Genomic DNA, 21,404 nt, shown 5'->3' with positions numbered 1-21,404 from the left:
TATTTCGGCAATAGATGAGAATAGTTTTCATTTAATCTCATTTCGGCAGATACTCTCATTATCAACAGAGGGAGCCGCCATCATGAAAAAGACCATCAGCTTTGCCATCCTGCACTTCGGTGTCGCCTTTACCGTGGCCTACCTGCTGACCGGTGAGCTGCTGACCGCCAGCCTGATCGCCCTGATCGAGCCCGCCGTCAACACGGTCGCCTTCTACTTTCATGACCTTGGCTGGCACAAGCTCAAGCCAAAGCACAGCCTGCAGGCCAAGACCAGCAGCTTCGCGGTGGTCCACTTCTCGGTGGCCTTCGGGGTGGCCTTCCTGCTGAGCGGCGAGCTGCTCACCGGTGGTGTGATGGCGATGATCGAACCGGCCATCAATACCGTGGTGTTCTTCTTCCACGAGCGGCTGTGGCGCGCCCGCAGTCAGCAACTGGCGCTGGCCTGATCAACCGGGCAACCCGCCTCCCCCCTTTATCGCGGCCACAAAAAACCCGACATTCCGGCCAGGAGTGTCGGGTTTTTCCGTTTGGCAGCCATTCAGCAGCGCAAGTACGCTCGGCTCCCCTGCTGCATTGCCCTGTAGAGTGTGCTGTAGTAGGCAGATATGCCCTCCTCATTGCTGGAATCTATCGATGAACAAGACCTTGCTTGCCACCCTGCTGTTTGCCCCTCTGCTCGCCAGCGCCGCAACCCCCTCCTTTGACTGCACCAAAGCGTCAGGGTCGGTCGAAACTCTGATCTGCAAGGATGCCGGACTGGCCACCCTTGATAACGAACTGGCTGCCCTCTACCCCAAGGCGATTGCTGCGCTCTCTCCCGAACAGCTCAAGACAGAGCGCGCCATGCAGCGCGGCTGGATCAAGGGGCGTAACGACTGCTGGAAGGGGCAGGATCTGCGCCAGTGTGTGGAAGATAACTACCTGCTGCGGATCACCGAACTGCAGATCAGCGGCGGCCAGCTGATGGTGCCGGCACCGGTCAACTACAAGTGCGGCAAGAGCGTCACTCTCTCCACCTACTTCTATAACGATGCCAAGCTGCCCGCCGCGGTGATCAACCTGAGCGAGGGCGACAAGCAGCAACAAGTGCTCGCCTATGAAGCCCCCAGCGCCAGCGGCGCCCGTTATGAAGGGCAAAACCTCACCTTCTTCATCAAGGGGGACGACGCCACGCTGGAGCGTTACGGCCAGCCAACCCTCACCTGCATGGAAAATCCGACCAAGGGCTGACGCTCATAGGGGCGGCTCATCTTGCCGCCCCACCTTGACTAGATGGCGATATCCAGCGGTTTTCCTTCCCGCACAATCCGCAACTTGAGCGACCCCGGCTTGCCGGTGCTGAGCAGTTCACGCACCTTGTCGATCTCGAGGGGACGATAAGCCACCCCGTTGATCTGTTCCAGAATGTCGCCGTTGGCCAGACCATAGGGGGCAAGATCCCGTTCGTCGCTGTAGTAGACCTGCAGATGCTCGCCATCAAAACGCACCCCGATATTGCGCAGGACTGGCGGCACTTTGCGCGCCAGGCTGTCGGCGTCGTAGCAGAGCATCATCCGCCCGGGCATGATCGCAAAGCGATTGAAGCGGTTAACAAAATCCAGCCCCAGACCATACTGCTCATTGCTGTTTTCCGACACGCGCAGCTCACCGAGCTGGCGCTCATCAAAATGCAGGCCGGTGAGGATATGGTCACGCCCCTCTACCATACCGCTGGCGTCCACCCCTTTGCGTGGCGAGGCATCTTCGCCAGAGATCGCCTTCTGGCTCGCCATAAAGTCGATAAAGGCATGGTCGGCATAGCTCTGATCGGCCCCGGTATCCAGATACATGCGCACACTGCTCTCGCCGTGGGTCAGATACACTGCCGGGGAGCGGTTGTAGCTGTCTTCATAGCCGATGCAACGCTCGAACGTGGCTGCCGACGGTGCCGTCAGCGAAGCTATGAGCTGATGCTTGTCGCGATCAAACACCCAGTTGAAACGGCGGATGGTGTCGATCCCGAGGATGCCATCGATACGGCTGCCAAGAGACTGGGAGAAGAGATCGAAATCAACTGTTGCCCACAGATCGCTGTCATCAATGGTGACCGACCCCAGCGAGAAGGGCTGCGGCTCAACAAAGCCAAGCTGCTCGCTGCCCAGTTGGCTCGACACGCTGCTCACAGTGGCAAAATCAGCCTGATAGGCCCTGGGCAATTCGCTTAAGGTCAGCGCCTTGAAACGGCTGGCCAGACGACGATCGATAAAGGTGATACTGGCCCCGGTATCCAGCAAAAACTGGTACTGCTCACCCGCTATGGTGACGGGGATCAGGGGGGCGCTTTCGTAATGCACTGTCAGCACCGGGCCGGGAGCATTGTGCTTGGTGGATGAATCCGGGGCTGTGCAGCCTTGGACGACGAACAGGGCCAACATGGCCAGCGCCACTTTTAACTGCGACTTCATAACTCTCCTTCCCGATAGCTGATGCCCCCGCGACGCCACCGCATAATGCTATCTTGTTGATTTATAGATAAATAAGCTGTTTCAGCGGGGAGCGCGGACAATAACAAAGAGTTTTATGCTGGTTCAAGCCAGATATGACCATGAATATTCTATGGGGATTGATAAAGAATGGCTGTTCACGCTATCTCGGCACGTCATCAATCGTAGGCGACATTTGATTAATTTATTGATCTTGCACAGAAAATCTCAATATTGAGCTTTCTCTCCACAGCGCCATGGTTAATATTGCCATTTGGCAACACTTGCCTCGTCGGAGTCTCCCATGAGCCATGCCAACCCCATCCCGTTGGTGAACCGCAGCAGACTGGAAGCTGAAATTCAGGGGCGGTAGCCATGCCAATTCCCCTGCCTGCCAAGCCGGTGACTCACCCACAACATGCAAATCAAGGTGGTGTATGGAAACACAAACCCTGTATCGAGGTCGCTTGATCGACCATATCCAACTGGTGGTCAAAGATTTGGTCGCCAGCCAGCGCTTTTATACGGCCATTCTCACCACCCTCGATATTCCGCTGGGCGGCACAGGGGAGGGCTACTTCTGGGCAGACGAACTGTTTGTCACCTCTGTCGATAGCCCCGCCGCGCTGGGGGCACTGACCGGTCGCCACCACCTCGCCTTTCAGGCAAAAGATCGCGCCATGGTGGATCGCTTTTATCAGGCCGCGCTGGCCAATGGCGGCAAAGATAACGGCGCCCCCGGCGAGCGCAATTATCATCCCGGCTACTACGCCGCCTTTGTCCTCGACCCGGATGGCAATAATATCGAAGCGGTTTATCACGGCGAGGCAAAGCGTAGTGTGGAGTCGGTGGAGATTCGGTTTTAGCAAGAAAGCGGAGCACTAATTAATGGGGCTTTCATGGCGTAACGATCTGATAATAATAGTACCGCCCAATATTTATTTTCTATACAGCCGTAGGGTCGTGTAAAAAAAATATCAAATGAACACGTTCAGCTTAATACGATGGAAGATAAAAAGATCATTTCAAACATTATTAAAAACAGCCTTTATCGGGCTTAATCTAATCATTATTAGCCATCAATCAGAATTTGTGAGTTTTTATGAATAATGAGTATCACTGGTGGGATTTAGAAAAATCTAGCTTCAAAGGTGTTCTATATGATTCGATAAATTGCTATTTTCTCAATGACTTACCTTATCAAAACTGGCAAGAATTCTCTGAAGCTGATCCACATATGGCTTATGCACACTTAACTTATGTTAGATTTAATATGCTTGAACAGCAGTTCATCGATTTACGAGTAATACCTCAAATGCTTGGAGTTGAAACTGTTCCAGTGAAGTCGAGCGTTCAAGATATAAATAGATATGACTGGCTAAAGTCTATAGTTGACCTAACTTTATTTCGTTTCTCTAGCCTGCGAGATATCGCTTTTCATTTTGTGAATGAAGTTTTGGAACTAGGCCTCTCTGATTTTCAGTTGAATATTAAGCAGCTAAATAAAGTGCTTAAAACCGAACACCCTGACATTCTAGAATCCTTAAAAATTCTAGACAAAACTGGTGAGGAATTGAGAACAGATCGTAATGAACGAGCTCATAAAGGTTTCAGTGAGCTTTATACTGGTGATGATCAGATGTTCAAAAATATGTCATGGATGGAGGGCACAGTTATCGATAATACTGGGTACGATCTAGTGGGCATCTACGAAAACTCCCGAGATAAAATTTGCGAGCTAGTTGTGCAAGAGGTACAGGTTGCACTAAAAGCTACAATTAACTTAGTTGATAATTGCTATACCCATTATCGCGATACACATCTTAGATTATCGCATGGTTCTGCAATGGGTGTTTCGCAGCATTTCCCTCTACACTGTGAAAAAGATAGCTAACAAACATTTCAAGCCCGTAGGTGCGAATCGCGAATATACCAGCCAAAAAAAATCCGGAAAATTCAATATCTCTATGGTAAATTTCCCTGACAAGGTAGAGATCCGCTGCCATTCACTGATTAAGTAGATGTTATTTTAATCCAACTGGAATAGACAATGAAATATTCATTAAATTGGAAACAACCATTACTCTCCATGAGCAAGCGGTTCTTTATATTTATCACTTTTATTTTTGCCGGGTTTGTTGCACTCAGTACATACAAAACCCAACTCGACATGGAGTTGGGCTCTTGGCTCTTTTACCAATATTTAAAAATCCTGCTAGCATCCTTCGTTGTATTATTCGCAATGGCTCAAGCCTCCAGATTGTTTTCTGTCGAACTAAGAAATGAGGACGTGATAGGTAGAAACCGCTTTTTCCGGAAAGTATCCATACCCTATACAGAGATGATCGGTGTGAGCATGGAAATGTTACTAATAGTAAATTGCCTGGTTATTCGCACCAACAGTCGCAAGAAAATCTATGCCCCTTTTGACTTGGATGGCTTTTCAGATTTTTCGAATAAAATAGATGCCAGGCTACAAAGTAACAAAGCACTCAAAAATAATGCGTAACCAACTCCACCTTTATATTTTTTAGTTAATTTCACGACTTCTTATCATTCCGCCGTTTAACCTCATATAAAATTTCATGGAGATATCATGAAGATTTCTGAAGTCGCAGAGATGACAAATATTTCCATTCATACACTGCGATATTATGAGAAAGAAGGACTATTACTGAATATCCGTAGAAATGAATCCGGCCAACGTATTTTCGATAAAACAGATATTGAATGGTTAACCTGGATTAAACGTTTAAAGTCTACCGGAATGCCGCTAGCGGAAATAAAGTCATTTGCCAAGCTACGCCAAGCCGGCTCTACAACCTTGTCAGAAAGGAAGTCTTTGCTTGTCGCTCATAAAACCAACCTTGAACAAGAGATAACAAGACTCAATGGTGAACTGAATATTGTGCTTTACAAAATAGATGCCTACGACCAAAAAATGCTTGACCTAGAGTGAACTCGAGGGATTAGCGTGCAGATTCCATTGAAAGGAGTCATTTATGTTTAATCCCGGTTATTACATTACTGCCGAGCTAAAGGTCAAAGTTCCTGAAAACATCGATAAAGCTCGCCAACACTTGAAAGAACTTTGCGAAGAGACTCTAAAAGAGCCTGGTTGCTCTATTTTCACACTTCATCAATGTGTAGATGATAAGAGCCGTTTCTTGCTGTGGGAAAGGTTTAACAGCGAAGATGATTTCAAATATCACTTTGAACAAGCTCACACGCAAGAGTATCTGAAGCATGACTTGACAGAGGTGGTGCAGTACTTTGTGACGGATATGCTTTAACTCGCTTGTACAGATCTAGTTACCATCAGACACCGACGGCCACCAGTCGGTGTCTGACTCCATTTGCAATCACAGCCAATCACTGTTTGGCGAATGCGCCAAGGAGATAAATGAAGCCTGACTTAACCGGCACTCGGATTGTGCTGCGCACCATTGGCCCGCAGGATGCTGCCGATCTGTTCGAGATTTATGGCAATCCGCTGACCATGGAGTTTGCCTCTGATCCCTGCTTTACCTCTCCCGCCATGGTGGCGCAGATGATGGCGAGCGTGGTACGGCTGGAGCAAACGGGGAAGTCGCTGGAGTGGGCGATTGTCGAGCGGGAGGGCAACAAGGTGATCGGTACCTGCGGCCTGCACAGTTTCAGCGAGGCGGGCCACAGCTGCGAGGTGGGCTGCCTGCTCAATGCGGCCTATTGGCGCAGAGGGTTTATGTCGGAAGCGCTGGGATTGCTGTTCGCCCACGCCAGCACACTGGGAGTCACCAGCCTCACCGCAGATATCGATGCAGATAACGTCCGCTCTATCGCCCTGTTTGAAAAACTGGGATTCAGGGCGCATGCAGGGCGCTATCAGCGCACGCTCCCCTTTGTCTGACCCGATACCAGAGGCACAACGCCCTCGCCTCTCAGGGCGTTGTGGCAAGGATCAGGCATAAAAAAACCGGAACCCAAGGGTTCCGGTTTTTTTCATTCCAGCCGAGGCTGGCAAACCAGCAAATTAAGCCTGGTTTTTAACTTCTTTCAGACCGCGGAAAGGAGCTTTGGCACCCAGAGCTTCTTCGATACGGATCAGCTGGTTGTACTTGGCAACACGGTCAGAACGGCTCATGGAACCGGTCTTGATCTGGCCAGCAGCGGTACCAACAGCCAGGTCGGCGATGGTAGCATCTTCGGTCTCACCGGAGCGGTGGGAGATGACTGCAGTGTAGCCAGCGTCTTTGGCCATCTTGATGGCAGCCAGAGTTTCGGTCAGGGAACCGATCTGGTTGAACTTGATCAGGATGGAGTTGGCGATGCCGTTGTCGATACCGCGCTTCAGGATCTTGGTGTTGGTTACGAACAGGTCGTCACCCACGATCTGGATTTTCTTGCCCAGTTCAGCAGTCTGGTAGGCGAAGCCTTCCCAGTCAGATTCGTCCAGGCCATCTTCGATGGAGACGATCGGGAACTTGGTGGTCAGGTCAGCCAGGAAGTCGGAGAAACCGTTGGAGGTGAAGACACGACCTTCGCCTTTCAGGTTGTACTCTTTCTTCTCTGCGTCGTAGAACTCGGAAGCAGCGCAGTCCATAGCCAGGGTGATGTCGGTGCCCAGTTTGTAACCGGCAGCGGCAACGGCTTCAGCGATAACTTCCAGCGCTTCGGCGTTGGATTTCAGGTTCGGAGCGAAACCACCTTCGTCACCAACTGCAGTGTTGTAGCCCTTGGACTTCAGCACTTTGGCCAGGTTGTGGAACACTTCTGCGCCCATGCGAACGGCTTCTTTCAGGGTCTTGGCGCCAACCGGCTGGATCATGAACTCCTGGATGTCGACGTTGTTGTCGGCGTGCTCACCACCGTTGATGATGTTCATCATCGGCAGCGGCATGGAGTAAACACCCGGGGTGCCGTTCAGCTCGGCGATGTGGGCGTACAGCGGCATGCCTTTGGCAGCAGCGGCAGCTTTGGCGTTAGCCAGGGAAACAGCCAGGATGGCGTTGGCGCCGAACTTGGATTTGTTCTCGGTACCGTCGAGGTCGATCATGATCTGGTCAACGGTGGCCTGGTCCTTGGCATCTTTACCCAGCAGAGCTTGAGCGATCGGGCCGTTTACGGCTTCGATGGCTTTCAGCACGCCTTTACCCAGGAAACGGCTCTTGTCGCCGTCACGCAGTTCCAGCGCTTCGCGGGAACCGGTGGACGCGCCAGACGGAGCGGCTGCCATACCAACAAAACCACCTTCCAGGTGAACTTCGGCCTCAACGGTCGGGTTACCACGGGAGTCGATGATTTCACGACCGATCACTTTAACGATCTTGGACATGTGTATTTCCTCAGGTTTCGTAAAAAAACAACAAAAATATGCCAAAAAAAGCGGCTGTGGCACAGTGCCCCAACCGCATTTATTTTCAATTACTTCAAATTACGCTTCTGATACTCGCCTGCCGCCTTCACAAAACCGGCGAACAGAGCGTGGCCATCACGAGGAGTAGAGGTGAACTCCGGGTGGAACTGCGCAGCCACGAACCAGGGGTGATCCGGGATCTCGATGATTTCCACCAACTTCTTGTCGGCGGAGAGACCGGTCACTTTCAGACCTGCCGCTTCAATCTGCGGCAGCAGCTTGTTGTTGACTTCGTAACGGTGACGGTGACGCTCGTAAATGGTCGGGCTGCCGTACATCTGACGCACCTTGGAATCTTCGACCAGGTGGCAGAGCTGGGAACCCAGACGCATGGTACCGCCCAGATCAGACTTCTCGGTACGGGTCTCGACGTTGCCCTCTTCATCCACCCACTCGGTGATGAGGCCGACGACCGGGTACGCGCAATCTTTCTTGAACTCGGAGGAGTGAGCCCCTTCCATACCCGCGACGTTGCGAGCGAATTCGATCATGGCAACCTGCATGCCGAGGCAGATACCCAGGTAGGGGATCTTGTTCTCGCGGGCATACTGGGCAGCCAGAATTTTGCCTTCCACACCACGCTCACCGAAGCCACCCGGCACCAGGATCGCGTCCAAACCTTCCAGCAGCTCGGCGCCACGGGTCTCGATATCCTGAGAGTCGATGTACTTGATGTTGACGGAGTGACGGGTCTTCAGACCACCGTGCTTGAGCGCCTCGTTGACGGACTTGTAGGCGTCCGGCAGGGAGACGTACTTGCCGACCATACCGATGGTCACTTCACCAGTCGGGTTGGCCTCTTCGTAGATAACCTGTTCCCACTCGGACAAGTCAGCCTCTTTGCACTCCAGACCGAAACGCTCGGTGAAGTAGGAGTCCAGATTCTGGGACTTGAGCAGTGCCGGGATCTTGTAGATGGAGTCGACGTCTTTCATGGAGATGACGGCGCGCTCGGGCACGTTGCAGAACAGGGCAATTTTGGCGCGCTCGTTGGCCGGAATGGCACGGTCGGAGCGGCAGATCAGCACATCCGGCTGGATACCGATGGAGAGCAGCTCTTTGACGGAGTGCTGGGTCGGCTTGGTCTTCACTTCACCGGCAGCAGCCAGGTAAGGAACCAGCGTCAGGTGCATGAACATGGCATTGTTGCGGCCCACTTCGGCAGCCAGCTGACGAATGGCTTCGAGGAACGGCAGGGACTCGATGTCACCCACAGTACCGCCCACTTCGACGATGGCAACCTGATGGCCTTCGGCACCGGCAATCACCCGCTCTTTGATGGCGTTGGTGATGTGCGGGATAACCTGAATGGTGGCGCCCAGATAGTCACCACGACGCTCTTTACGCAGTACGTCGGCGTAGATACGGCCGGTGGTAAAGTTGTTGCGACGGGTCATCTTGGTGCGGATGAAACGCTCGTAGTGGCCCAAATCCAGATCGGTTTCGGCCCCGTCCTCGGTTACGAACACTTCACCATGCTGGGTCGGGCTCATGGTGCCCGGATCCACGTTGATGTACGGGTCCAGTTTCATGATGGTCACATCCAGACCACGGGCTTCCAGAATGGCTGCCAGAGAAGCTGCGGCAATGCCTTTGCCGAGGGATGAAACAACGCCACCAGTAACAAAAATATATTTGGTCGTCATGCTGAACCTGAAAGAAGTTTAGGGAATTTTAAGGGGTGCTTCGGGGATGAAGCAGGACGGGGAAACAGTATACCAAAAACCCCTCTCCCAAACAATGAGCAAAAATCTATCAGGCTCACCGCCCCCCCATCTTGCGCCAAATCAACTTTGCTCGGTTTCCTTCGCCTTATCCCAGGCGGCATCGAGCTTTTCGAGGGTGCAATCGGTCATTTTCAAGCCTTCTGCGGCGATTATCTGCTCAACCTGACGAAAACGACGTTCGAACTTGGCGTTGGCACCGCGCAGCACCTGCTCCGGATCCTTGCCCAGATGACGCACCAGATTGACGGTGGCAAACAACAGGTCGCCGAGCTCGTCGCTCACCCGCGCCTCGTCCACATCGGCCATCAATGCCTCTTCCATCACCTCGTCGATCTCTTCGTGGATCTTGTCCACCACAGGCCCCAACGTCTTCCAGTCAAAACCGACGGTGGCGCAACGTTTCTGAATTTTGGCGGCGCGGGTCAGGGCTGGCAGCGAGAGCGGGATATCGTCCAGCACACTCTCTTTGTCGAGGGCCGCTCGTTCTTTGGCTTTTTCCGCCTCCCAGTTCGCTTTTACCGCCTGCTCGTTGGCAAGGTCTGCATCGGAAAAAACATGGGGATGACGGCGAATGAGTTTCTCGCTCACCGTATCGACGATATCGGCAAAGTCGAACAAGCCCCGCTCTTTACCCAGCTGGGCGTAAAACACCACCTGAAACAGCAAATCCCCCAGCTCCCCTTTCAGCCCCTGCCAATCTTCGGTCTCGATGGCATCGGCCACTTCGTAGGCCTCTTCCAGAGTGTGCGGCACTATGGTCTGGAAGTCCTGTTTAAGATCCCAGGGGCAGCCGTTTTGCGGATCGCGCAGGCGAGCCATGATATCGAGCAATTGAGAGAGGTCATAACGTTGGGACATGGGATATTCGCTTTCGATTCGTTCAAAAAGGGTCGTAAATGCAGACCGGCCACTGGGGCCGGTCGGTTCGATATCAAAGCCGCTTGGCGCTGATCACGTCGTTAAGCTGACTGAGCTTGGCCAACGCCCGGTTGAAGGCGTTGATGTTGTAAATCTCCAGCTCCATGTCGATCTCGGCAGTCTGCTCGCGCACGTTGGAGCGCGAGCGCACCCCCATCACATTGATCTTCTCGTTGGCCAGCACGGTAGTGATATCGCGCAGCAGGCCGGAGCGATCGTTGGAGATGATCCGGATGGTGAGGCCATAGCCGCCGGAGTAGTTCTCCCCCCACACCGCATCGATCAGCCGCTCAGGGTTGCGCCGTGACAACTCCTTGAGCTGCTCACAATCTTCCCGGTGGATCGAAACGCCGCGCCCCATGGTGATAAAGCCCTGAATGGAGTCCCCCGGAATGGGCTGGCAGCAGCGGGCGATATGGGTCATCAGGTTGCCGACCCCTTCCACCACGATATGGTCTTTGGGCTTGTGGCGCATCGGCGCATTGGCCTTCTGCTCCAGCTTCTCCAGCAGGCGGCGATCTTCCTCTTCCGCCGTCGGCTTGTTGTAACAGGTGTCGAGATAGTTGAGCACCTGGTTGATGCGGATATCGCCGCTGCCGATACCGGCCAGCAGATCGTCGGTGCTCTCCAGATTGAAGCGGCGCAGCATGTTGCCCTTGTCGATCTTGGACATGCTGAGGTTGTGGCGATCCAGCTCCTTCTCGAACAGCTCGCGACCGGCCACGATATTCTTGTCCCGATCCAGCTTTCTGAACCAGGTCGCCACCTTGGCCCGCGCCCGGCTGGAGCGCAGGAAGCCGGCGTTGGGGTTCATCCAGTCGCGGCTCGGGTTCGGCTCCTTCTGGGTGATCACCTCCACCTGATCCCCAGTCTGCAGCGCATAGGTGAACGGCACGATGCGGCCGTCAATCTTGGCACCGATGCAGCGGTGGCCGATCATGCTGTGCACGTGATAGGCAAAGTCGAGCGGGGTGGCGCCCGCCGGCAAGTCGATGACATCCCCTTTCGGGGTGAAGACATAGACCCGGTCCTCGAACACCTGACTGCGCAGGTCTTCCAGCAACGAGCCACTCTCGGAGAGATCCTCCTGCCAGGCGAGCAGCTTGCGCAGCCACTCGATCTTGTCTTCGAAGGTGTTGGCCTTGCCGCCAGCCTGCGGACCCTCCTTGTAGCGCCAGTGGGCAGCGACGCCGAGCTCGGCATCCTGATGCATCTGGTCGGTACGGATCTGGATCTCGACCGTCTTGCCCTCCGGCCCCACCACTACCGTGTGGATCGACTGATAGCCGTTGGGTTTGGGGTTGGCGACGTAGTCGTCAAACTCGCGGGGAATGTGGTGGAAGTGGGTGTGGACGATGCCGAGCGCCGCATAGCAATCCTGCAGCCGCTTGGTTACCACCCGCACCGCGCGCACGTCGAACAGCTCGTTGAATTCGAGATGCTTCTTCTGCATCTTGCGCCAGATGCTGTAGATGTGTTTCGGCCGGCCGTAGACCTCGGCCTCGACCCCCGCCTCTTTCAGCGCATCGCGCAGGGAGCGCACAAATTCCTGAATGTAGCGCTCCCGATCGAGCCGCTTCTCATCCAGCTGTTTGGCGATCTGCTTGTAGGTTTCCGGGTGCAGGTAGCGGAAGGCGAGATCTTCAAGCTCCCACTTGAGCTGACCGATACCGAGCCGGTTGGCGAGCGGCGCATAGATGTTGGTGATCTCCTGGGCCATCAGCACCCGGGTCTCTTCATCCGCCTTTTTCGCTTCCCGCAGGCAGGCGATCCGCTCGGCCAGCTTGATGACCACGGCGCGCACATCCTCGACCATGGCGAGCAGCATGCGGCGCACGTTGTCGACCTGCTCCGGCGAGGTTTCGCTGCGATGGAGGGTCTGCAGGGAGCGGATGGCCTCCATCTCCAGCACCCCTTCCACCAGCTTGGCGATCTTGGGCCCGAAGTCCTCGTCCATCCGCTCCTGGCTGATGAGACCGGCTTCGACAAAGGGGTAGATGATGGCGGCCTTGAGAGTACCGAGATCCATGCTGAGCATCAGCAGGATGCCCACCATCTCGATGCCGCGCACCAGCAGCTTGCTGGTGAGGGCCTCGTCGCCCAACGTCAGGCAATACTGGTAGACGGTTCGCAACTGCTCCTTGTCACTGTCACTCAGGGTGAGCGAGCTGACCCACTCCTCCAAAGTGAAGTTGTCTTTCAAATGAATATCGCGAACCGCAACCATGGTATCAATCCTTTAAATTATCGGGCCGAAAGCTGTCACTTTCTCCCCTCATGAGATTGCCTCAAATGGGGATATCCAGCGCACTTTTCAAGGCATATTGTCCAGAAAGACAATAGAGCGCGCCAACAGGCCCTGCCGAACGACGAGGGTCTAGATTACCCCAATCACACCAGCTCAAACAGCCGCAGACACGCCAGATTACATATCTGCATCGCCGTACTGATGAGCAGGATTACTTCATATACACACCCGCTCAAACAGCCGCAGACATGCCAGATTACATATCCGCATCGCCGTACCGATGAGCAGGATTACTTCATATACACACCTGCTCAAAGAGTAACAAACATGCCGGATGACCTATCCGGTATCGCCGAACTGATGAGTCATTTACTCCCGTTCAAACAGCGCCATGGACTCCAGATGACCGGTGTGAGGGAACATGTCGAGCATGCCGAGGCGCACCAGACGATAACCCCCTTTCACCAGCACCTGACTGTCCCGCGCCAGGGTGACCGGGTTACAGGAGACGTAGACCACCCGCTTGGGTGAAAGTTTCACGACGTGTCCCATCACTTCCAGCGCGCCGGGACGAGCCGGATCCAGCAGCACCAGATCAAACCCTTCCCGCGCCCAGGACATGCCGACAATGTCATCGCTCAGGTCGGCCTTGTAGAAACGGGCATTGCTGATGCCGTTGCGACGGGCGTTCTCTTCGGCCCGCTGCACCATGGCCAGTTCACCTTCCACACCCACCACTTCGCGAGCCTGACGGGCCAGCGGCAGGGTGAAGTTGCCTATGCCGCAGAAGAGATCGAGCACCTTGTCATCCTTGCTCGCCCCGAGCCATGTCAGCGCCTGCTCAACCATGCTCTGGTTGATGGGGCCGTTGACCTGAATGAAATCACCGGGGACAAATGCAAGAGACAGGCCATCCAGCGAGTAGGATGGGGAAAATTGTTGCTGCAGCGCTTCGATGCGATCATCGGCCGCTTGCAGATAGAGGTCGATCCCCTGCGCTTTTGCAAACTCCACCAGCAGGGCGCGATCCGCCTCATTGGGGCGGCCGGTGTGGCGCAGCAGCATCATGATCCCCTGCTCGGCCTGGATAAGCTCCGCATGGCCCAGCTCGCGCTGGCTCTTGAGGCGATTGAGGCACTCACGCAGCGGGGCAATCAGCGCAGAGAGCGGCTCGGCCAGCACAGGGCAACCGTCGATCTCCACCAGATCGTTGCTGTTACGGCGGCGGAAACCGACCCGGGTGCAGCGACCGTTCTTGTCAAATTTGATGGCCAGACGACAAACCCGGCGGTAGGCGCGATCTTCACCGGTCAGTACCGGCTCCAGCGCCGGTGCCTTGATGTTGCCCAACCGCTCGAACAGGCTGACCAGTCCGGCCGCCTTGGCGGCTTGCTGATCGGCAACCGACATGTGCTGGGCACTGCAACCGCCGCACTCGCGATAGTGGCTGCAGAAGGGGGCGATACGGTTGGCTGCCGGGGTCACCACCTGCTGCAAGGCGGCGTGACCATACTGCTTTTTCTCTTCGGTGATGCGTGCCTTGACGGTCTCGCCAGGCAGTGCCCCTTCGACAAAGATCGCCTTGCCCTGATGGCGACCGATACCGACGCAATGGTGATCGAGGGTGTCTATCGTAAATTCAATGCGTTGGAGCTGGGTGGACTTCTTTTGGGGCTTGAAAAACTGGGCCATAAAACTTGGTGCCTATAGGTGGCTATGTCATGATTGTGGAATCTGCTGCCGGGTATTGTCCCACAAGAATAATAGTATGACCAAATACGGCCACAGAGCCCGTGTATTGCCATCAACCCTATCGCCAACCCTGTTCACTGGTGGCCTGTTCGTATGACCAAATATGGCCTGAGAGCACGCGTTCTCGCCTTCACCATCCTGCCGACCCTGATCATCGGTGGCCTGATGGCCGGTTACTTCACCTTCCACCGCTACCAGCAGCTGGAAAACAACCTCATTGATCAGGGGATCAACATCATCGAACCACTGGCAATCGCCAGTGAATACGGGATGACCCAGCACAGTCGCGAATCCCTCAAGCGGCTGATTGGCCTGACCCACCGCAAGAACTCCCCCTTCATCAAGTCCATCGCTGTCTTCACCCAGGACAACCAGCTGTTCGTCACCTCGAACTATCACCGGGATTTCACCCGACTCAGGCTGCCCGATGGCGAGCCTATTCCGGATCTGACCAGCGTGACGTTTCAGGGGGACGACATCATTTTGCGCACCCCGATCCAGGCTGAAACCAGTCTGGATGGCTTCCCGCTGCCCAGCGATGTAGAGCCGCCGATGATCGGCTACATCTCGATGCAGATGGCGACCGATAGGGCCATGCTGCTGCAGTACCGCGACACCTTCTTTGCGGTGATCATGGTGCTCATCGGGGTCGCCTTCAGTACCCTGTTTGGCTTCCGTCTGGTCAAGAGCGTGACCCAGCCCATCACCAACATGGTGCAGGCGGTGCACAAGATCAGGGAGGGGCGGCTCGATACCCGGGTCAGCGGCCAGCTCACCGGCGAGCTGGATATGCTGAAAAACGGCATCAACGCCATGGCCAAGGCGCTCTCCGAATATCACGAAGAGATGCAGCAGAATATCGATCAGGCCACCTCTGACCTGCGCGAAACCCTGGAGCAGATCGAGATCCAGAACGTCGAGCTCGACATGGCCAAGAAGCGGGCGCAGGAGGCGGCGCGGGTAAAGTCGGAGTTTCTGGCCAACATGTCCCACGAATTGCGTACCCCGCTCAACGGGGTCATCGGTTTTACCCGCCAGCTGCTGAAAACCAGCCTGACCCCGAGCCAGACCGACTACATGCAGACCATCGAGAAGTCGGCGCGCAACCTGCTTGGCATCATCAACGACATCCTCGACTTCTCTAAGCTGGAAGCGGGCAAGCTGCAGCTGGAGCATATCCCGTTCAGCCTGCGCGACACCCTCAACGAGACCATGCACCTGCTCGGCCCCAGCGCCCACGACAAGCAGCTGGAGCTCTCCCTGCGGGTGGATGCCGATGTGCCGGACTACCTCACCGGCGACCCCATGCGTCTGCAACAAGTGCTGACCAACCTCACCGGCAACGCCATCAAGTTCACCGAACAGGGCAACGTGGATGTCCATATCGAGCAGACCGGCAGTGGCAACCACAAGGTGAGGCTCAACGTCCAGATCCGTGATACCGGCATCGGCATCTCCCAAGAGCAGCAACATCAGCTTTTCCAGGCCTTCAATCAGGCCGACTCCTCCATCTCTCGCCGTTATGGCGGCACGGGCCTGGGCCTCGTCATCACCCAGAAGCTGGTGCAGCAGATGGGCGGCCAGATCCGCTTCGAATCGGAACTCGGCAAAGGCTCCATCTTCTCGTTCAGTCTGGATGTGGAGGTCTCCCCCCTGCCCCAGACCGATCAACTGCCGCTGGATCGGATCCGTGGCAAACGGCTCTGGCTGCTGGAACCGGATCCCTTCGCGCAAGCCTCTCTGCTCGCCCTGCTGGCGGAGTGGCGCCTCGACGTGCACCCACTGACCAGCGATGATCCCTGGCCCGAGATGAGCGAGCAGGAGATGGTGATCATCGGCAGCAGCACCCTGCATACGCCGCAGCAGGTGATCGGCCGTCTCGACAGACTGAACGGCCAGCAGCAGAACACCATAGTGCTGCTCAGCAGCCACGAGCCGGCGCTCTATGAAGCGATGCTGGCCCATGGCGCCCAGCACTGTCTCTCCAAACCGGTCAACCACCGCAAGCTGCTGCACGCCCTGCTCTCGCCGGAATCGAGCCGCCAGAAGCTGCCCGCCCAGCCTGCACCGCGCCAGTTGCAGCCAATCAAGGTGCTGGCGGTGGATGACAACGCCGCCAACCTCAAACTGATCGCCGCCATGCTCAAGGAGATGGTGAGTCAGGTGGTGGTGTGCAAAAACGGCAAGGAGGCGGTCAAGCAGGCACAAAGCCAACCGTTCGACATCATCTTCATGGATATCCAGATGCCGATCATGGATGGCATCAGTGCCACCCAGGCGATCCGCAACCAGTCCCTCAACACCACCACCCCGATCGTGGCGGTGACCGCACACGCCATCCCCGGCGAACGGGAGCGGCTGATCCGGCAGGGGATGGACGACTACCTGGCCAAGCCCATCGACGAGAGCATGCTGGCCCAGCTCATCACCGACTTTGCCCATCGCCGCCACCAGAATAATGGTGCCCAACAGATCGACTGGGCACTGGCGGTGCGGCAAGCGGCAGGGAAAGAGCATCTCGCCAAAGAGATGCTGACCATGCTGCTGGCCAGTTTCGACGAGGTCGAGCCAGTGCTGGATAGCGCGCTGGCTGGCGAAATTGAAGATAGCGAAGTGTTGGCCCAGCTCCATCGCCTCAACGGTGGCTGTGCCTATTCCGGTGTGCCGGGGCTGCAACGGCTGCTCTCCCAGCTGGAGCAACAGCTGCGTGACGGCGTGCCGGTCAGCGAGCTGGAACCCGAGCTGCTGGAGCTGCAAGATGCGCTGGAACTGGTGCGCCAGGAGGCGCCCCGCTATCTCGGCAAGGCTTGATGAGCTTGACCTGAACTGTATCGGCCCCCGCTTTTTCTGACGCGAGGGCTGCCAGATGGTAAAGTTGCGCCGTTTACACAGGAGTCAGCATGACCAACAACGATATTCTGCGCCGTCTGCGCTACGCCCTCACCATCAGCAACGACCAGATGGTCGAGATGTTTGCCAAGGGCAACCTGACGGTCACTCACGCCCAACTGCACAGCTGGTTGATGAAAGAGGCGGCGGAAGGTGAAGAGCAAGAGGCAGGCTATGTTGCCTGTCCCGACTCGGCCCTGAGCCAGTTCCTCGACGGTTTCATCATCGCGCGCCGCGGCGGGCGGGAAGATGCACCGGCCCAGGTGATCCCGAACCGGATCAACAACAATATGATCCTGCGCAAGCTGCGCATCGGTCTCAACTTCAAGGAAGAGGATATGCTCGGCACCCTCAAGCTCGCCGACTTCAACCTCTCCAAGTCCGAGCTCAGTGCCCTGTTCCGCTCCAAGGATCACAAGCACTATCAGGATTGCGGGGATCAGATCCTGCGCAACTTCCTGATCGGTCTCACGGCCAAATACCGCGGCTAACCAGCCGCGCGACTGACCAGACAGGGCCTTCGACATGTGCCAGCGACTCACTCCTCCCACGTTCAGCAGACTGGCTGTCGCAGGGGGATGGCGCTGGCGCTGTCTTCTTCCCCTCTTTTTTCTGCCACTGGTTCTGCTGCTGGGTGGTTGTACCCCATCCGAGTACCGGCTCTCGACCCGCTATCAGAGCGCCAACCTGAACGAGCGGATCGCCTTTTTGATCCTCCACTACACCGACGAAGACGATGCCAACTCCTTGCGCCTGCTGACCGAGCCGGAGCACAAGGTGAGCGCCCACTACCTGATCCCCCGCGACAGCCACGAGACCCCGCTACCGGTCTATCAGCTGGTGCCGGACAGCGCGCGCGCCTGGCATGCGGGACGCAGCCGCTGGCACCAATATGCCGGGCTCAATGCCAGCTCCCTTGGCATCGAGATCGTCAACCTCGGCTATCCAGCAGAAGATGAGCCGCTGGCACCCCATGCTCGCCGCTGGCAACCCTATACCCCGCAGCAGATTGCTGCCGTCGGCGCCCTCAGCCGGGAGCTGGTCGCCCGCTACCAGATTCCACCGACCCAGGTGCTGGGCCACAGCGATGTCGCCCCCGAGCGCAAGCAGGATCCCGGCCCCCACTTCCCCTGGCGCCAGCTCTATCTGACGTACGGAGTCGGCGCCTGGCCCGATGAAGGTCGGGTGGCTGAGTTGCTGGCCAGCCCCTTGCCCGACTGGGATGCGGCCATGTGGCAACAACAGCTGGCCCGCTATGGCTATGGCCTGCCCCAGACTGGCCAGTGGGATGAGCAGAGCCGCGCCGTCATGGGCGCCTTTCAGCTCCACTTTCGCGCCAGCAAGGTCAATAGCGAACCGGACCGCGAGTGCCAGGCCATCCTGATGGCGCTGCTCGAGAAATACTTCCCCTAATACTCATCCATTGCCCCTGTTGCTGCGTACTGTTTGATAGCCGTTAGCTATCAAACAGTTAGGCACAAGCAATTGTCCCTGCATTTTGCAAGGCGTTACTCTGACTGCGTTCCGAAAGAGAATTTCAAACCGATTTCCAAATCTGGAGGTGAATGATGAAAAGCCCGATTGGTCTTGATACTGCTCAATCACAAGCCCTGGCAGCCGAGTTGAACAAATTGCTGGCCAGCTACCAGATCCTCTACATGAACGTGCGCGGCTTCCACTGGAATATCCGTGGCAACCAGTTCTTCGAACTGCACCTGAAATTTGAAGAGATTTACAACGACCTGCTGCTGAAAGTCGATGCACTGGCCGAGCGGATCCTGACCCTGGATGGCGTGCCAATGCACAGCTTCACTGAATACCTGAAAGTCTCTGCCATCCCGGAGCAAAAAGGGCTGCACGATGGCCGCGCCTGTGTCGAATCCCTGCTGGAGAGCTTCCGTGAACTGCTGGTCGCCCAGCGCCGTATTCTGGGTCAGGCCGCCGAAGCCGGTGATGAGGGCACAGCCTCCATCCTCTCCGACTATGTGCAGCAGCAGGAAAAACTGGTCTGGATGCTGCGCGCTTATCTGGCCTGATAGTGAACCAAGCCGACTACAGCGTACGTATGCTGGCTTGAGTAAGTACCGGGCCGAAAGCTCCTGACCAGACCACGGCCCAATCCGTCTGATTGTTATGTTCTGTTGCAAACCTGAGTTGTCTCTCCTTTTATCCACCCGCTTGCCGCCCTGTTTGGGCGGCTTTTTTTGTTTTTGATCTGCATCAAGGGAATCTTAATTGGCAAATTGAATGCCTATTAAGTTTTTCGCGAGAGGAATAGAATCGCCACAAAACAGACAACTGAAATGTCCAATTAGGAGAGGCATGATGTTTTGTGTGCAATGTGAACAGACAATTCGTACCCCGGCTGGCAACGGCTGTGCCTACGCACAAGGTATGTGCGGCAAGACGGCTGAAACCTCGGATCTGCAGGATGTACTGATCTATACCCTGCAGGGGCTCAGCGCTTGGGCGCTGGCCGCCCGTGAGCAGGGCATCATAGATCGCGAAATCGATGCCTTCGTGCCCAAGGCCTTCTTCGCTACCCTCACCAACGTCAACTTCGACTCGAATCGCATCGTGGCCTATGTCAATCTGGCCCTCGCCTATCGCCAGCAGCTGGCCGATCGTCTGAGCACCATGGCGGTGCAGGTCAAAGACTTGCCACACTCCGCTTACTTCGAACCCGGTGCCGAGCTGCTGGAGCAACTTGCCCATGCCGCACCAGCCGCCCCCAATCGGGGCAAGAACGAGGTAAACGAAGACATCATGGGGCTGCGTCTGCTCTGCCTCTACGGCCTCAAGGGCGCCGCCGCCTACATGGAGCACGCCCGGGTGCTGGATCAGCAGAGTGACGAGGTGGCCGCCGAATTCCACCGCATCATGAGCTGGCTAAGCACAGACCCGAGCGAAATGGGTCGGCTGTTCAGCTGTGCCATGGAGATCGGTCAGCTCAACTTCAAAATCATGGAGATGCTGGATCTCGGTGAAACCAGCGCCTTCGGCCATCCGGAGCCGACCCGGGTCAGGGTCACGCCGCTCCCCGGCAAGTGCATTCTGGTCTCCGGCCACGACATGATGGATCTCAAGCTCATTCTGGAGCAGACCAAAGGGACCGGCATTCATGTCTACACCCACGGCGAGATGCTGCCCGCGCTGGCCTACCCCTTCTTCAAGCAGTACCCCCATCTGGTGGGCAACTACGGCTCCGCCTGGCAAAACCAGCAGAAGGAGTTTGCCAACTTCCCGGGCGCCGTGGTGATGACCTCCAACTGCATCATCGACCCGAATGTGGGCAACTACTCGGATCGCATCTTTACCCGCTCCATCGTCGGCTGGCCGGGCGTCACCCATCTGGAGGGGGATGATTTCTCCGCCGTGATCGCCAAGGCCCAAGCGCTGGAAGGCTTCAAGCACGTTGAGCTCGAGCACTTCATCACCATCGGCTTTGCCCGCAACGCCCTGATGCAGGCCGCCCCCGCGGTGATTGAGAAGGTCAAAGCCGGAGAGATCAGCCACTTCTTCCTGGTGGGTGGCTGTGACGGTGACAAGGCCGAGCGCGCCTACTTCACCGAGTTTGCCAAGGCGGCGCCGCGCGACAGCCTGCTGCTCACCCTGGGTTGCGGCAAGTACAAGTTCAACAAGCTCGACTTTGGCGACATCGGCGGCATTCCCCGTCTGCTGGACGTGGGCCAGTGCAACGATGCCTACTCCGCCATTCAGTTGGCGCTGGCACTCTCCGAGGCGTTCGAGTGCGGGGTCAACGATCTGCCGCTGACGCTGGTGCTCTCCTGGTTCGAGCAAAAAGCCATCGTCATTCTGCTCACCTTGCTCTCCCTCGGGGTGAAGGACATTCGTACCGGCCCGACCGCCCCCGCCTTCCTCACCCCGGCCCTGCTCAAGGTGCTAGAAGAGCAGTTCGGCCTGAAAGGAACCACCACGGCCGAGGCTGACCTGGCCGAGATCCTGGCGGCCTGATCGGCACCTCATGTTGTAAGCGTTTGGCGAGCCGCC

Annotated in this window: 19 protein-coding genes; 13 read left to right on the top strand and 6 right to left on the bottom strand. The window is 56.2% G+C overall.

Annotated features, from left to right (window positions below; translation table 11 throughout):
• Nucleotides 1-82: 82 nt before the first annotated feature.
• Nucleotides 83-448, top strand: coding sequence for a DUF2061 domain-containing protein (locus G5533_RS15820; protein WP_005343334.1), 366 nt, complete (start codon nt 83-85; stop codon nt 446-448).
• A gap of 187 nt (nt 449-635) precedes the next feature.
• On the top strand, nt 636-1,232 hold the full coding sequence (locus G5533_RS15815) for an MliC family protein (RefSeq protein WP_279459707.1): 597 nt from the start codon (nt 636-638) through the stop codon (nt 1,230-1,232).
• Nucleotides 1,233-1,270: 38 nt separating this feature from the next.
• On the opposite strand, the gene G5533_RS15810 is transcribed toward G5533_RS15815, so the two are convergent.
• The gene (locus G5533_RS15810) at nt 1,271-2,446 is read right to left on the bottom strand and encodes an aspartyl protease family protein (protein WP_441255043.1); all 1,176 of its coding nucleotides are present in this window, start codon (nt 2,444-2,446) and stop codon (nt 1,271-1,273) included.
• A gap of 455 nt (nt 2,447-2,901) precedes the next feature.
• On the opposite strand from G5533_RS15810, the gene G5533_RS15805 reads away from it, so the two are divergent.
• From G5533_RS15805 to G5533_RS15780, 6 genes are all read left to right on the top strand, one after another.
• Complete coding sequence (locus tag G5533_RS15805) at nt 2,902-3,330, top strand: VOC family protein (RefSeq protein WP_441255042.1); 429 nt, start codon at nt 2,902-2,904, stop codon at nt 3,328-3,330.
• A gap of 236 nt (nt 3,331-3,566) precedes the next feature.
• Complete coding sequence (locus G5533_RS15800; RefSeq protein ID WP_194494643.1) at nt 3,567-4,358, top strand: Cthe_2314 family HEPN domain-containing protein; 792 nt, start codon at nt 3,567-3,569, stop codon at nt 4,356-4,358.
• A 156-nt stretch (nt 4,359-4,514) separates the two neighbouring features.
• Complete coding sequence (locus G5533_RS15795) at nt 4,515-4,973, top strand: hypothetical protein (RefSeq protein ID WP_227341368.1); 459 nt, start codon at nt 4,515-4,517, stop codon at nt 4,971-4,973.
• A gap of 87 nt (nt 4,974-5,060) precedes the next feature.
• Complete coding sequence (locus G5533_RS15790; RefSeq protein WP_429105314.1) at nt 5,061-5,423, top strand: MerR family transcriptional regulator; 363 nt, start codon at nt 5,061-5,063, stop codon at nt 5,421-5,423.
• A gap of 43 nt (nt 5,424-5,466) precedes the next feature.
• A complete protein-coding gene (locus tag G5533_RS15785) occupies nt 5,467-5,757 on the top strand; it encodes a putative quinol monooxygenase (protein ID WP_005335576.1) in 291 nt (96 codons plus the stop codon).
• A 110-nt stretch (nt 5,758-5,867) separates the two neighbouring features.
• On the top strand, nt 5,868-6,353 hold the full coding sequence (locus G5533_RS15780; protein ID WP_441255039.1) for a GNAT family N-acetyltransferase: 486 nt from the start codon (nt 5,868-5,870) through the stop codon (nt 6,351-6,353).
• 123 nt (nt 6,354-6,476) lie between these two features.
• Here the strand turns inward: G5533_RS15780 and eno are convergent, their stop codons facing one another.
• From eno to rlmD, 5 genes are all read right to left on the bottom strand, one after another.
• Entirely contained in the window at nt 6,477-7,778 is a 1,302-nt protein-coding gene (gene eno / locus G5533_RS15775; protein ID WP_005335583.1) for a phosphopyruvate hydratase, read from the bottom strand.
• Nucleotides 7,779-7,867: 89 nt separating this feature from the next.
• The gene (gene pyrG / locus G5533_RS15770; RefSeq protein WP_005335584.1) at nt 7,868-9,505 is read right to left on the bottom strand and encodes a glutamine hydrolyzing CTP synthase; all 1,638 of its coding nucleotides are present in this window, start codon (nt 9,503-9,505) and stop codon (nt 7,868-7,870) included.
• 141 nt (nt 9,506-9,646) lie between these two features.
• Nucleotides 9,647-10,444, bottom strand: coding sequence for a nucleoside triphosphate pyrophosphohydrolase (gene mazG, locus G5533_RS15765; protein WP_350235759.1), 798 nt, complete (start codon nt 10,442-10,444; stop codon nt 9,647-9,649).
• A 73-nt stretch (nt 10,445-10,517) separates the two neighbouring features.
• Nucleotides 10,518-12,731 (bottom strand): GTP diphosphokinase, encoded by a 2,214-nt coding sequence (gene relA, locus G5533_RS15760; protein ID WP_421266664.1) that lies wholly within the window; start codon nt 12,729-12,731, stop codon nt 10,518-10,520.
• A gap of 390 nt (nt 12,732-13,121) precedes the next feature.
• Nucleotides 13,122-14,444, bottom strand: a complete 1,323-nt coding sequence (gene rlmD, locus G5533_RS15755; RefSeq protein ID WP_421313110.1) for a 23S rRNA (uracil(1939)-C(5))-methyltransferase RlmD — start codon at nt 14,442-14,444, stop codon at nt 13,122-13,124.
• Between the two features lie 153 nt (nt 14,445-14,597).
• Between rlmD and barA the strand changes: the two genes are divergently transcribed.
• The 5 genes from barA to hcp all read left to right on the top strand — a co-directional run bounded on the left by barA (nt 14,598) and on the right by hcp (nt 21,368).
• Nucleotides 14,598-17,315 carry a two-component sensor histidine kinase BarA gene (gene barA, locus G5533_RS15750; protein ID WP_421352891.1) on the top strand — a complete coding sequence of 906 codons (2,718 nt, stop codon included), beginning with the start codon at nt 14,598-14,600 and terminating at the stop codon, nt 17,313-17,315.
• A gap of 89 nt (nt 17,316-17,404) precedes the next feature.
• Complete coding sequence (locus tag G5533_RS15745; protein WP_421212630.1) at nt 17,405-17,884, top strand: DUF1456 family protein; 480 nt, start codon at nt 17,405-17,407, stop codon at nt 17,882-17,884.
• Between the two features lie 34 nt (nt 17,885-17,918).
• The gene (locus tag G5533_RS15740; RefSeq protein ID WP_421307029.1) at nt 17,919-18,806 is read left to right on the top strand and encodes an N-acetylmuramoyl-L-alanine amidase; all 888 of its coding nucleotides are present in this window, start codon (nt 17,919-17,921) and stop codon (nt 18,804-18,806) included.
• Nucleotides 18,807-18,961: 155 nt separating this feature from the next.
• Complete coding sequence (locus G5533_RS15735) at nt 18,962-19,429, top strand: Dps family protein (protein ID WP_441255038.1); 468 nt, start codon at nt 18,962-18,964, stop codon at nt 19,427-19,429.
• Nucleotides 19,430-19,718: 289 nt separating this feature from the next.
• Nucleotides 19,719-21,368: a hydroxylamine reductase gene (gene hcp / locus G5533_RS15730; protein ID WP_421206991.1), complete on the top strand. Its 1,650-nt coding sequence runs from the start codon at nt 19,719-19,721 to the stop codon at nt 21,366-21,368.
• Nucleotides 21,369-21,404: the final 36 nt, after the last annotated feature.

The sequence above is a fragment of the Aeromonas sp. A600620 genome, from assembly GCF_029479985.1.
GTDB lineage: Bacteria > Pseudomonadota > Gammaproteobacteria > Enterobacterales > Aeromonadaceae > Aeromonas > Aeromonas veronii_A.
The sequence above is the reverse complement of the archived record's forward strand: the minus strand, read 5'-3'. Positions and strand labels throughout refer to the sequence as shown.